The organism is Bacillus sp. LNXM12-1 (assembly GCF_003004375.1).
GTDB lineage: Bacteria > Bacillota > Bacilli > Bacillales > Bacillaceae > Bacillus.
In genome coordinates, this window is the sequence record NZ_PVWX01000001.1 from 862231 (window position 1) to 874709 (window position 12479).

Annotated in this window: 17 protein-coding genes and 2 riboswitches; of the genes, 5 read left to right on the plus strand and 12 right to left on the minus strand. The window is 42.0% G+C overall.

Going from position 1 to position 12479, the window contains the following annotated elements:
- Positions 1-9: 9 nt before the first annotated feature.
- From gcvPB to gcvT, 3 genes are read right to left on the minus strand one after another with little or no spacing between them, the layout of a single operon-like run.
- Positions 10-1467 (minus strand): aminomethyl-transferring glycine dehydrogenase subunit GcvPB, encoded by a 1458-nt coding sequence (gene gcvPB, locus C6Y07_RS04510; protein ID WP_106156272.1) that lies wholly within the window; start codon positions 1465-1467, stop codon positions 10-12.
- Positions 1460-2806, minus strand: a complete 1347-nt coding sequence (gcvPA, locus tag C6Y07_RS04515) for an aminomethyl-transferring glycine dehydrogenase subunit GcvPA (protein WP_060596831.1) — start codon at positions 2804-2806, stop codon at positions 1460-1462. Before gcvPA ends, gcvPB begins: the two co-directional genes overlap by 8 nt.
- A 16-nt stretch (positions 2807-2822) precedes the next feature.
- On the minus strand, positions 2823-3920 hold the full coding sequence (gcvT, locus tag C6Y07_RS04520) for a glycine cleavage system aminomethyltransferase GcvT (RefSeq protein WP_060596832.1): 1098 nt from the start codon (positions 3918-3920) through the stop codon (positions 2823-2825).
- Positions 3921-4024: 104 nt separating this feature from the next.
- A riboswitch (glycine riboswitch) is annotated at positions 4025-4120 on the minus strand.
- Between the two features lie 3 nt (positions 4121-4123).
- Positions 4124-4231: riboswitch (glycine riboswitch) on the minus strand.
- 250 nt (positions 4232-4481) lie between these two features.
- Here gcvT and C6Y07_RS04525 point away from each other — a divergent pair.
- The 4 genes from C6Y07_RS04525 to sinR all read left to right on the plus strand — a co-directional run bounded on the left by C6Y07_RS04525 (position 4482) and on the right by sinR (position 7680).
- Positions 4482-6152 carry a DEAD/DEAH box helicase gene (locus C6Y07_RS04525; RefSeq protein ID WP_060596833.1) on the plus strand — a complete coding sequence of 557 codons (1671 nt, stop codon included), beginning with the start codon at positions 4482-4484 and terminating at the stop codon, positions 6150-6152.
- 14 nt (positions 6153-6166) lie between these two features.
- Entirely contained in the window at positions 6167-6964 is a 798-nt protein-coding gene (locus C6Y07_RS04530) for a YqhG family protein (protein WP_034661279.1), read from the plus strand.
- A 182-nt stretch (positions 6965-7146) separates the two neighbouring features.
- Entirely contained in the window at positions 7147-7311 is a 165-nt protein-coding gene (locus tag C6Y07_RS04535; protein WP_106031001.1) for an anti-repressor SinI family protein, read from the plus strand.
- A 33-nt stretch (positions 7312-7344) separates the two neighbouring features.
- On the plus strand, positions 7345-7680 hold the full coding sequence (gene sinR, locus C6Y07_RS04540) for a transcriptional regulator SinR (RefSeq protein WP_095285385.1): 336 nt from the start codon (positions 7345-7347) through the stop codon (positions 7678-7680).
- A 67-nt stretch (positions 7681-7747) separates the two neighbouring features.
- Here the strand turns inward: sinR and tasA are convergent, their stop codons facing one another.
- The 3 genes from tasA to tapA are packed head-to-tail and all read right to left on the minus strand — an operon-like array spanning position 7748 to position 9757.
- Complete coding sequence (tasA, locus tag C6Y07_RS04545; protein ID WP_034661283.1) at positions 7748-8548, minus strand: biofilm matrix protein TasA; 801 nt, start codon at positions 8546-8548, stop codon at positions 7748-7750.
- A 57-nt stretch (positions 8549-8605) separates the two neighbouring features.
- A complete protein-coding gene (gene sipW, locus C6Y07_RS04550; protein WP_060596842.1) occupies positions 8606-9178 on the minus strand; it encodes a signal peptidase I SipW in 573 nt (190 codons plus the stop codon).
- A 51-nt stretch (positions 9179-9229) separates the two neighbouring features.
- On the minus strand, positions 9230-9757 hold the full coding sequence (gene tapA, locus C6Y07_RS04555) for an amyloid fiber anchoring/assembly protein TapA (RefSeq protein WP_060596834.1): 528 nt from the start codon (positions 9755-9757) through the stop codon (positions 9230-9232).
- 299 nt (positions 9758-10056) lie between these two features.
- On the opposite strand from tapA, the gene C6Y07_RS04560 reads away from it, so the two are divergent.
- Complete coding sequence (locus C6Y07_RS04560) at positions 10057-10335, plus strand: DUF3889 domain-containing protein (RefSeq protein ID WP_223250494.1); 279 nt, start codon at positions 10057-10059, stop codon at positions 10333-10335.
- A 33-nt stretch (positions 10336-10368) separates the two neighbouring features.
- On the opposite strand, the gene C6Y07_RS04565 is transcribed toward C6Y07_RS04560, so the two are convergent.
- Genes C6Y07_RS04565 through comGC form a run of 6 tightly spaced genes read right to left on the minus strand, consistent with a single transcriptional unit; the run spans position 10369 to position 12474 of the window.
- The gene (locus C6Y07_RS04565) at positions 10369-10563 is read right to left on the minus strand and encodes a YqzE family protein (RefSeq protein ID WP_024718846.1); all 195 of its coding nucleotides are present in this window, start codon (positions 10561-10563) and stop codon (positions 10369-10371) included.
- Between the two features lie 58 nt (positions 10564-10621).
- Complete coding sequence (locus tag C6Y07_RS04570; RefSeq protein WP_034661288.1) at positions 10622-11005, minus strand: competence type IV pilus minor pilin ComGG; 384 nt, start codon at positions 11003-11005, stop codon at positions 10622-10624.
- Entirely contained in the window at positions 11002-11502 is a 501-nt protein-coding gene (comGF, locus tag C6Y07_RS04575) for a competence type IV pilus minor pilin ComGF (RefSeq protein ID WP_034661289.1), read from the minus strand. Before comGF ends, C6Y07_RS04570 begins: the two co-directional genes overlap by 4 nt.
- The gene (gene comGE / locus C6Y07_RS04580; RefSeq protein ID WP_034661291.1) at positions 11441-11758 is read right to left on the minus strand and encodes a competence type IV pilus minor pilin ComGE; all 318 of its coding nucleotides are present in this window, start codon (positions 11756-11758) and stop codon (positions 11441-11443) included. Before comGE ends, comGF begins: the two co-directional genes overlap by 62 nt.
- Entirely contained in the window at positions 11742-12188 is a 447-nt protein-coding gene (gene comGD, locus C6Y07_RS04585; RefSeq protein ID WP_066030666.1) for a competence type IV pilus minor pilin ComGD, read from the minus strand. Before comGD ends, comGE begins: the two co-directional genes overlap by 17 nt.
- Positions 12181-12474 carry a competence type IV pilus major pilin ComGC gene (gene comGC, locus C6Y07_RS04590; RefSeq protein ID WP_106072454.1) on the minus strand — a complete coding sequence of 98 codons (294 nt, stop codon included), beginning with the start codon at positions 12472-12474 and terminating at the stop codon, positions 12181-12183. Before comGC ends, comGD begins: the two co-directional genes overlap by 8 nt.
- Between the last annotated feature and the right edge of the window lie 5 nt (positions 12475-12479).

Consider the following 12479-nt stretch of genomic DNA (forward strand, 5'->3'; position numbering starts at 1 on the left):
TTTTTTTCTTTATCTTTCAAAAACGAGGACTGGATTCCGCGCGGCCTTTGTTTCGTCCATTCGTTTGACGACCGTCGTATGCGGCGCTTCCTGTACCACTTCTGGATTCTCTTCTGCTTCTTTGGCAATCTGAATCATCGCTTCGATAAAGGCATCAAGAGTTTCTTTTGATTCTGTTTCAGTTGGTTCAATCATGATACATTCCTCTACATTGAGCGGGAAGTAGATCGTTGGCGGATGATAGCCAAAATCAAGTAATCGTTTGGCAATATCGAGTGTCCGCACACCTAATTTTTTCTGACGTTTACCTGAAAGAACAAATTCATGCTTACAGTGACGGTCAAATGGCAAATCGAAATGAGCACTTAAGCGGCGCATCATATAGTTCGCATTTAACACGGCATTATCAGTTACAGCCTTTAAGCCGTCTGGACCCATAGAGCGAATGTACGCATATGCTCTGACGTTAATGCCAAAGTTGCCATAGAACGGCTTCACGCGGCCAATTGATTCTGGTCGATCATCATCAAAGTAAAAGCGGCCTTCCTTCTTCACAAGCACCGGCTTTGGCAAGTATGGGATCAAATCCTTTTTGACGCCTACAGGACCTGAACCAGGGCCTCCGCCTCCGTGTGGACCTGTAAAGGTTTTATGAAGATTTAAGTGAACGACATCAAATCCCATATCCCCCGGTCTTGCTCTGCTTAAAACGGCATTCAAGTTGGCTCCGTCATAATAAAGCTTACCGCCAGCTCCATGAACGATTTCAGCCATTTCTAAAATATTTTCTTCGAATAGGCCGAGTGTATTCGGATTCGTCAGCATTAAAGCAGCTGTTTCTTCATTGACAACACGGCGCAGGTCCTCTAAATCAACAAGCCCATTCGCATCAGATGCGACGGTAATGGTTTCAAATCCGGCCACTGTCGCAGATGCCGGGTTCGTTCCATGGGCAGAATCAGGCACAATGACTTTTGTTCGCTTATGGTCTCCTCTTGCTTCATGGTACGCACGGATCATCATGAGTCCTGTCCATTCCCCGTGTGCTCCTGCCGCAGGCTGTAATGTCACAGCGTCCATCCCAGTAATTTCTTCAAGATGAGCACCCAGGTCGTAGAGTAACTCTAATGCACCTTGTACAGTGTCTGCCTCCTGTAGTGGATGGACTTGCGCGAAGCCTGCAAGGCGTGCGACCTTTTCATTAATCTTCGGATTATATTTCATCGTACAAGAGCCAAGAGGATAAAATCCGGAATCGACCCCATGATTACGTCTTGATAATGCTGTATAATGACGCATGATATCAAGCTCAGATACTTCAGGAAGCTCAGCATCCTCATGACGGATATACGTGTCATCAAATAAAGACGGGATCTCCTGTTCAGGTACATCTAAATCAGGCAGGCTATAACCAATTCTTCCTTCTTTGGATAATTCAAAAATAAGCGGCTGATCTTGTTTATTCATGGCGATCCCCCAATTCCTTAATGAACGTATCAATTTCTTCTTTCGTTCTTAGCTCTGTTACGGCGACAAGCATGTGATGTTGAAGCTCTGGGTAGTCTATCCCTAAGTCATAGCCGCCGATGATTCCTTTTTCAAGCAATCGTTTATTGGCTTCTTTCACAGGCTCTTGTAATTTGATCACAAATTCATTAAAATGGGCCCCTTCTACATCAGCAAGCAGTCCATATGTTTGAGCCTGCGTCTTAGCATAGTGCGCTTTTTGCACGTTTTGATAGGCGATGTCTTTGATGCCTGTTTTTCCGAGTGCTGTCATGGCAACGGAAGCGGCTAATGCATTTAATGCCTGATTCGAACAAATATTGGACGTCGCTTTATCTCTCCGAATATGCTGCTCACGCGCTTGAAGGGTCAGCACAAACCCACGAACACCATTTTCGTCTTCTGTCTGCCCGACTAAACGACCTGGCACTTTTCGCATCAACTTTTTCGTCACAGCAAAATATCCGCAATGCGGCCCGCCAAACGCTGCTGGAATGCCAAACGGCTGTGCATCACCAACGACAATGTCTGCCCCAAGTTTACCTGGCGGCGTCAGTAACCCGAGTGCAAGCGGATTACTTGAGACAATGAACAGACTTTTTCCTTTATGCGCAATAGGTTCAATGTCTTTTAACGGTTCGACGACACCAAAGAAGTTTGGATATTGCACAAGAACTGCTGCTGTATCGTCACAGACGGCCTTCTCTAATGCTGCTAGATCCGTCTGCCCTTTTTTTGCAGGCACTTCAACAACTTCGATGTGCTGTCCTTTGGCGTATGTTTTTAGCACTGCTCTTGATTCAGGGTGAACCGTTTCAGAAACAACCACTTTTTTCTTTTTTGTATGTCCCGCAGCCAGCATCGCCGCTTCAGCTAATGCCGTCCCGCCATCATACATCGAGGAGTTAGCAAGATCCATACCCGTCAGCTCAGCAATCATTGTTTGAAATTCAAAAATGGCTTGTAGTTCACCTTGCGAAATCTCCGGCTGATAAGGTGTGTAGGCTGTATAAAATTCGGAACGTGAGATGACATGATCAACAATGACAGGCTGGTAATGATCATATACACCGGCACCAAGAAACGATGCATAGGAAACCGTATCCTTATTCTTTGCAGCTAATCGGGATAATTCCCTTACAAGCTCTGTTTCAGATGCGGCTTCTTTAATGTTGTATGCTCCTTTAAATCTCACTTTTTCTGGGATATCTGAAAAAAGCTCATCAATCGACTGAACGCCGATGACATCCAGCATTTCTTTTTGATCTTGCTCTGTTTGCGGCAGATACCTGTGCTTCATCCTCTATTCCCCCTCATTATTTGGCTCTTTTATAAAATGGTGTCGAGACGATTTTAGCTTTTAGACGTTTTTTGCGAACTTGTACTTCCACCTCTGCCTGAAGCTGCGCCTGAGAAGATTCGATCAAAGCAAGCCCGACATTTTTCTTTAGTGTTGGGGATTGTGTGCCGGTTGTGACAACCCCAATCTGCTTTTCTCCTGAAAAGACCGGATAGTCTGTGCGCGGAATCCCTTTATCGATCATTTCAATGCCGACAAGCTTTCGCTTCGCTCCCTCTTCTTTTTGCTGTTTGAGCGCTTCTTTGCCAATAAAATTGGCTTCTTTATCCGTTTTGACAGCAAAGCCAATCCCGCCTTCTAATGGAGAGATATCCTTTGTCAGCTCCTGGCCATAAAGCGGAAGTCTTGCTTCAAATCTTAAGGTGTCACGTGCACCGAGCCCGCACGGTATTAACCCTTTTGGCTCGCCTGCTTCTAATAAAGCCGACCAGATGTGGACCGCATCTTCTGACTGGCAGTAGATTTCAAAGCCGTCCTCCCCTGTGTAGCCCGTTCTCGAAACAAGCACTTCTTTTTGAGCGACCTCAGCTTTTGATAAAAATGTAAATGGCTTGAGAGATGTCACCTCTTCATCCGCCACATCTTTCATAATGTCAGCAGCAAGAGGTCCTTGAAGTGCTAGCAAGGCGATTTGATCAGAGACATTTTGGATCAATACGTCGTTCTCACCTTGGTGCTGAAGCAGCCAATCCACATCTTTTTCAATATTTGATGCATTAATGACAAGCAGATAATTGTTCTTTTCTTTTTGATAGACGAGCAGATCATCCACCGTCCCGCCATCTTCATAGCACATGGCTGTATATAGTGCCTTACCGTCTGTCAGCTTAGACACATCATTGGTTAATAACCTTTGTAAAAAAGGAAGGGCATCTTGACCTTTGATTTCCACCTCACCCATGTGAGACACATCAAAAAGCCCTGCTTTTGTTCGAACAGCTTCATGTTCTTCTTTAATGGAAGAAAATTGGACAGGTAATTCCCAGCCCCCGAAGTCAATGGTTTTTGCGCCAAACGTTTCATACGCATGAAAAAGCGGTGTTCGTTTCAACATCAATCGTTTCCCCCTTTTTTCTTTCAGTGCAGATCACAAGCTGAATTTTCAGAAAAAAATCGCAGCAAAAAAGGACAGAGCGCTCCCTTTTATCAAAAAGAAGTCTCTGTCCTTGCACCTGAAAGTTTACAGCACAACAGCATTGTGCGTTTTCCCCTTTGGTGGTTTGCTAAAAATCGATGAGCAAACACTCTCCAGAGTTGCGTCCGGTAAGAGTACTTTTGCCTGAGAGATTCACTGAAACGATTCAGCTTGCTCCTTCGGCGCCTGCCAGTGCTAAATAACCGCCAAGTCTCTCCCCATACCATCATCCGCTCATATTCTTCACATTTATTGGACATACTATCAAAATGGGTGACTTATTTTCTAGATCACTTACCAACATCCTACCATTAGAAACGGATGAAGAGCAACAGAAAAATCATTAACATTTTTTAAACAAACATTCACTATCGTTCGCTTTTATTCATATATCTAGTCTTTTAAAGACCTCTTAAAAAATGAAGCGTTTAAATACAGAACAATTTTATCATTAACCTATTAGAAAGGCAGGCGATCACATTGAATATTCAAACGATTTTTGATCAGGAATGGGCAAGTGAATTTCAGCAGCGGCTTGCAGCAGACGGCCCCTGGGCGAACTGGGAAATGTACCGTTTAGCGACGCAGGTTCAAAAAGTCACAGCCATTGATTCATTTGAAGGACTGCAAGCTCCCGCGCACCTGCCTGCATTCACGCCTTTAAAACATCAGCTTGAAGTAGCCAGAAGAGTCGTAGAAGAGATGAACGGAAAAGCCATTTTAGCAGATGAAGTGGGACTTGGAAAAACCGTAGAAGCAGGACTCATTATCAAAGAATACATGATTCGTGGACTTGCAAAAAAAATTCTCATACTTGTCCCCGCCTCCCTTGTGTCTCAATGGGTACAGGAGCTGCGGACGAAATTTTACATTGATGCTGTTGAACAAAAAAAGAGCTACGTGTGGGAGCAGTGTGACGTCGTGGTTTCCTCCATTGATACAGCCAAAAGACAGCCGCATCGAGACACCATTTTATCAATTGCCTACGATATGGTCATTATTGATGAAGCACACAAACTGAAAAACAATAAAACGAAAAACTATGAATTTGTGAGAAATCTAAATAAGAAATTCTGCCTGCTGCTGACAGCGACACCTATCCAAAACCGTATCGGAGAAATATTTAATCTCGTTTCCCTTCTGAAGCCAGGCCACCTCGGGAATGAACATCAGTTTAAAGATGTCTTTGCCAAAAAGGATTTACAGCTTGAAGACCACGACCGATTAAAACAGCTTGTGAATAAAGTGATGATTCGTAACCGAAGGCAAGACACGGGCATCGAGTGGACAAAACGGCATGTCAAAACGATTTCCATTGATTTCTCTCCAACGGAACAAGCTTTATATGATGAAATCTGCAAGCTGAAAGAGAACCCGTCTTATACAAAGCACATGTTTTCCATCATGACCTTGGAACGTGAATGCTGTTCAAGCCGCGAGGCGGTCTATATGACGATTAAAAAAATGCAGGAAGATGAAAAACATATCCTTGGATCTTCTGCTATAGCGCAAATTATGGAGAAAATCAATCAAGTTCAGCAAAACACAAAGGCGCTTGAAGTCGTCAAGCTTATTCAGCAGTTAAATGAAAAGGTCATTATTTTCACCGAATACCGCGCGACACAAATATATTTACAATGGTTTCTTCAGCAAAATGGCATCAGCTCCGTTCCTTTTCGAGGCGGCTTTAAGCGGGGCAAAAAAGATTGGATGAAAGATTTATTTAGAGAACGGGCGCAAGTGTTAATTGCGACAGAAGCGGGCGGCGAAGGAATCAACCTTCAGTTTTGTAACCAAATCATCAACTACGATCTTCCGTGGAACCCGATGCGTCTAGAACAGCGAATTGGACGTATCCACCGCCTTGGACAAGAGCGAGATGTCCACATTTACAATATGGCAACAAACGGAACCGTTGAGGAACATATCTTAAAGCTTTTATATGAAAAAATTCAGCTGTTTGAAAACGTCATTGGCGATCTAGATGATATTTTAACGCGAATAGATATCAAAGATGCCGAAACAGAACTACATCAGATTCTCTTTCAGCACGAATCAGACGGAGACATGAAAAAGAAATTAACCCAGTTTGCTTCCTATTTATCAGAAGCAAAAACACCACTTTTAGAAAAAAGACAGCAAGGCTCATAAAGGAGAGTTGATCAATGGAGCAGCGTGACATACATACCTTTCTTCTCCGTTTCTTTCAGGCAAATCAATGCGACATACTAGAAGAAAGTGCAGGACATATGACCGTACAACTAACCATCGATATGGATAAATTGATTATGAACCGCCCTTTTTATTGGCACTGGCTTGAAAAAACTGGTGGTGTACCAGAGCCGCGGCAATTGACCCTCATCACCGATCAAAAAAAAGTGGATGATACGATTGAGGGTGAATTTATCCACTTTGGCTCCCCTCGTTTATTTCAAATATTTGAAGCTGTCAAACAGCAGGGCCGTTTTATCCGTCTCTATGAACGAGTCACTCCGCTCACGAACAACCAGATCGCACTCGAGCCATGGCTTGGTCTCAATGTGAAAATTTCTTATCTCGCAGATCGAAAGAAGGATAAACTTTTATCACTAGGACTTCATCTAATACGCGGAGAAGTCGTTGAACAATTTCAAGAAAAGCTGGAAACCCGTGAGCTGTCATCTCAAATTCCCGATTATTGCTTTACAATGAGTACAATGATCAAGCCAGAAAGCGGAGTCAAACGGCTCTATAGTCTAATGGAGCGTTACGCCCATGAGGAACCAGACAATTGGGCGGTGAGAGCTGTTCAAAAATGGAAAGAAGACACTGAACTTTTAAACCAATTTTATGAAGGGACTTCAGACACGTCTGTAGAATATGAAATAGAAAGACAAGCACTCAAAACTTTATACGAACCAAAAATCAGTCTTACGATTGAAAATGGCGGACTTTTTTACTTACAGCAAAAAAGAGGAGGTTGACCCATAGGTCCCCTCCCTTTCATGTGACATACAATTTTCGATCAGCCAAAAGCAACGTTTGTCTGTTTGTATTGGGCGGAAAAATGACGCAAGCAAACTATGAGGTCTTACCACCTGTGTCTTTCCATTTCATGCGTTAAGTGCCTGAAATACATGATTCAGTATTTTAGGAGGGTATTTGTATGGAAAAGAAAACGAACATATTAGACAGTGAATGGATTGAATTATTACTTGAAGCTCGTAAAGCAGGGCTAACAGTTGAAGAAGTCCGTCAATTCCTCAAATCAAGTGAAAAGTCCTCTGAGTCTCACCCTCTGGTAAGAAGTCATTCTATCAAACCTTTCTGAATGTGCTATAATATCGAAAGGAAGGTGATGACATTGATTGGCCAGCGTATTAAACAATACCGCAATGAAAAAGGCTACTCACTATCAGAACTGGCCGAAAAGGCTGGGGTAGCGAAGTCTTATTTAAGCTCAATAGAAAGAAACTTGCAAACAAACCCCTCCATTCAATTTCTTGAAAAAGTCTCCGCTGTTCTGGACGTCTCGGTTCATACACTGTTACACGAAAAAGATGAAACCGAATACGATGGTCAATTAGATAGTGAATGGGAAAAACTAGTTCGAGATGCAATGACATCAGGGGTTTCGAAAAAGCAATTTCGTGAATTTTTAGATTATCAAATCTGGAAAAAAAATCAAGAAGAGGAGTAAAGCGCACATTTTAGCGCATACTCCTCCAATTGCTATGCAGAGCTTGATATCAGTCTAAAGACTGGCTTTATTTTTTATCTTCGCTGTGTGCTTTTTCGTTTTCTTTCACGTAGCCTTTTTCATCCGTATGCTTTTTGGGATTGATCGTTAAACCATTCCACTGAGTCGCTTCGAAGGAAAGATCAATTTGAATCGCATCGCCTTGGTATTTATTTTGGATATAGTGACCAGCTTTATCCTTCGTCTGGTCATTGACAAATTCAATGATCATTTCCATTTTATCGTAATCAAACGGGTTCTTTGGAATGCCGTCATACTCTGGAGCCACTGTTCCATCAACAGTTGCTACATTAATCTTCCCACTTTCATGTAAAAACTTCTCATCGACGGCATGACGAAGCTTTTCAAATGCGGTCTGATCCTGTTTTGACGTTAGTTGATGCAAGTCAAGCAGGTTTGCATGGTCTAAGATAATATTTTTCGGATAACCATTTCCACCTTCGGCTCCAACCGTAAGAACACTCACCTGAAACTGGCTGAGAAATTCTTCAGCTGTATTCTTACCGCCATTCTTCGCGGAAGCTCCGTCTTGAAACTGGCTGTAATCAAGACTCATCAGCACTTGATTGATCGCAAGCGATCCTTTATTTTCAAAATGAAATTCTTTCTTGATCCGATCACCAGGTTTTAAGTTCGCAAGGTTGATGGCGCCGGAGTTCTCTTTTGCTGATAAATCCAGCTCTCCTGTCGAGTAGACCGCGTTTGCCTTTTCTACATCGTTAAACGCCGCCCATGTCCCCCCGCCGATTAATGCAAGGCCTAAAGCCCCTGATAATACACCTAAACGAATTGATCTTTTCTTTGCCATGAATGAACCTCCTAATAAATTGTTTTATTGAAACCTAATTAGGTTACAAACGAAAATTTAAGCTTGTTCCTCTGACATATGTAAATCAGCCGTGTGTCTTCGGTGTTTTGCAGCGCCCACAAAATGAAGAGTGGAATAAACGAGCAGCATCACACCTGGTATAATGAGCAGCAACGCAGTTCCAGCCGAAGTCCCTGCATACGATAGAAGCTTTCCTGCATAAGGAATGTTCACACCCGTATACTGCGCAGCCACCTGTTCCGCTTTTACTAGCGTGCCGTCCTGATACATATTGTGGTCACCTTTCGTCTCAAAGGCTTTATTTGCTCCCTTTCCTTTCACCCCAACAATTCGGTGGGTCACATAAGACTGGTCCTGCTTCGTTTGAAACGTGATAATATCTCCTTTTTTAAGCGCCTCCGGTGAAGTCACTTCTTTTACGACAATGAGTGAGCCAGTCGAAAATTCTGGTTCCATTGATCCAGATAATACTTGCTTGAATTGATAACCGAAAATCTGAGGATCTCCCCCAGTAGTTCTTGAAGACAATACGACAATAATACATGCAATCATCACCGTGAACACCACCACATAAAGAATACTTCCAGACATCTTCATCCATTTTTTCATGACCTCTTCTCCCCTTCGCCTATCATTGTTTCCTTTAGAAGACAGCTCCATTTAGGATGCCTTTTCTTGACACTTTGCGAGCTGCATATGTTTAGACCATATGAATGCTTCTTCAGATCCACCAAAACCTTTAGGATAATAGATTTTAAACGCATAGATTCCATTCGTTTTTGCTTTATCTGTCGTGACAGTCGTTGTTTCTTGTGAAAGAAGGGACTGTATAGAGCCTTTTTCAAGAATATGACCATCTTGTAACGGCTTCTGCTCACTTTTTACTTTATGTAATTCCCATTTCCATTCAGAGTGTGCAATAGATTGTCCACTATTTTTTAATGTCATGCTCAAGCTTTGAGGCGCGCAGACTGTTCCTTTGTTCATCGTTTGATCGATGAGTTCCAAATGACTTCTATCCCATTTGGTAGGCTGACAATGCTGATCCGTCTGTTCAAAATTTTCGCATGTTTTCATGACAAAGTTTGAGTGCTCAACATCGTTAAAAGAAGCGTTCGTTGTTGAGATCAAAAGAGATGTGAAAATCAAACAAATGGTACAAAAGAGTACAAAGAGCGACTGTTTCATTCATTCTCCAACTCCTTGAACGATTGTTCTTTAATAAGAACGATTACATACAGTATAAGGAAATACCTATAAAACCCAAAACGTCAAATTAGTCCATTTTGTTCTTAAACAAGAACTATTACGAGAAAATTCTTCCATTTTCTCATTCTTTCGCCGTATTCAATAATTTTTTGTGTGACATTTGTACTTCTTAAAAATTTACATAAAAGTGCAGCATTTGGTCAGAATAATAACAGGTGAGGTGATGTGAAGTGAAATATGGAAAGATGTTAATCTTGCTCAGTTTATTGTTGGGCCCTATGATATACGACGCCAATCCTGCTGATGCGAAAGGTTTCACTGCCGCCGCAGATCAATGGGAAACACGGGCAGTCAAAGAAGCAAAGAAACGATATCCGCTGGCACAAGTCTTATTCAAACAAAAAGTATGGGACCGTCATCGTGAGAAGGAATCTGTGAAACAGTATCATATTACGTTAAAAGACCACGCCAAAGAATTTGGGGTATTTGTCACTATTTCTTATAACCCTTACTCAAACAAGGTCAATAAAGTGATAGTTGTGGAAGAATACAGCTAAAGGGGCATAAAAAAACCGCCTGCTGGCGGCTTTTTACTTTCGTCGATGTCGCTGACGTTTTTTTAACATCATTGAAAACCCAAACGGCAGAACCCCAAATAAACGCTGTGAAAATGGCGGTTTCGTTTCCATTTTCTCTTGTTTATGTTCCTTCCGTTCGTCACGTGGTGTATTCATATATTTAATGATTTCCTGCGTCATATATTTTACATAGTCATTGGTTTTCAACACATTCACCTCTTCTTTCTTCAAGTGTTACCTAGAAGAGGATCATTTTATACACTGGCTATTCAGGGTTTGCCCATTTCATGATTTCACGGGTCTTCCAATCCAGCACCAGTTCCCGCTCATCTGATAAACCATCCTTTGTTTTCACACTGACTAACATGAGGATACGCTTTTTCTTTTGATCGCATGTCATCTGCTTCAATGTCACGCGGCCTTCTTCAGTGTCAATATGGGTATGCTGCTTTTCACACAAACGATGTAATGTACGGGCAGCTTCACTCGCCCCCACTCTGAAAAGCTGCTGTTTTTTATAAAAAGAAATCGTCAGCTCTGCACTTCTCAGCTCTTTTTGAAACCCTATCGTCATTGATCCTAGGATCAAGAGAAAAAATAGAATCGCAGCCAGTACATGCGGATAGATAAATCCTCCTTCTCTTTTCACGATGTAGGAACCACCCCTTTATATATGAAAAAAACGGCTTCATACACCTTACCAGATTCATCTGTGACTTTCAGGATGGCTCTATATTGATTCGTTCTGACACGAAATTCTTTCACCTTTTGCAATAAAGGAAGATGGCCTGCTTGATCCATTCGCTTCCGAAGCATCTCTTGATATGGCTCAATCGTTACCACTCGCCCTTGATCAGATACATACTCTAACGCTTTACCTCCTTGCACCGATCTAACAGCCGTTGCACGGCTTAATTCCTCATCTAATTGCAGGACAGTCTGTTTCCACTCCATTTGTGAAAATCGGTTAATCTCTTCAAAAGGACGGGCTTTCTCAGCTGTAGAAAAGATTAGTACACAGCCAAAAGAAAGGAACAAAAATAGCTGTAATTGCCACAAAGCCTGGACAAGGGTAAAACCTTGTTCACCGTTCAGCAACATGGTGAAAGCATATGGTCTGCTTTTTTTGTATTTTGTATGATACACATCCCTTCTCTTTACTCCAATTGAATACATATGTGACGTCGCCTCGTTTCTTTTTGACAGAAGGTTTTGTACCATCTATGAACGATTCATTCATCTGTTCATGCAAGATTTGGTAAGCTTCAAGTTTGGCTCTTACTTCATTTTTCCCTATCATGATTTTTTCATAGGCTGGCATGAGCACAAGGGCTGCAAATAGGAAGATATGACAAGCAAACAGCGCCTCAATCGTACTAAACCCTCTATTGTTTTTGAACATGGATTCGCCCGCTTCCTAAATAGATCGTGAGTTTATACGTTTGACTGCCAAATTGAATGATGAGAGACCCGCCGCTGCTTGGATGTCCGTTTACATTAAAATAGATACCTTGTGGAAATGTAGAAGCCTTAATGCTTCCCTTTTGTTGCTGAAAAGAAGTAATGACTTCGCCATCCTTCTGATCGATTACCTGATACGATACATGTGGCGGATGGAATTCAACATACACACGTGTTTTTTTGATAAATGCAGTATAAGCAGCCAATTGAAAATCTTGTTTCATGATGTTCACTTGTCTTTTGGCTTCAGCGCCTTCTATTAAATTTGGGATTTTTCCTCCTATGATCGACAATAGAATCGATAGAACAAGTAAGATCATTAGCTGTTCAATGAGGGTAAAACCCTTCTCATGAAAAATCAATTTATTCATGCTTCACATGGCCGTTTTGAATGACAATCGCTTTTCCATTAGGACACGTTAATCCATTTTTGACATAGCCTTCTTTTTCTAATTCAGCTAAAGATGGTGTCTTGCCATCATGCTCTAATTCATATGCCATCACCTGTGTGCTCACCATTGATTTAAGCCCTTCACAGCCCTTTGCTTGAATCGTTTGGTGGTGACGAGTGATATTCGGGATGGTAATAAGTAAAAGAATCGAAATCACGAGCATGACAATTAACATTTCTAACAGGGTAAATCCTTTATCATTCATGTCTT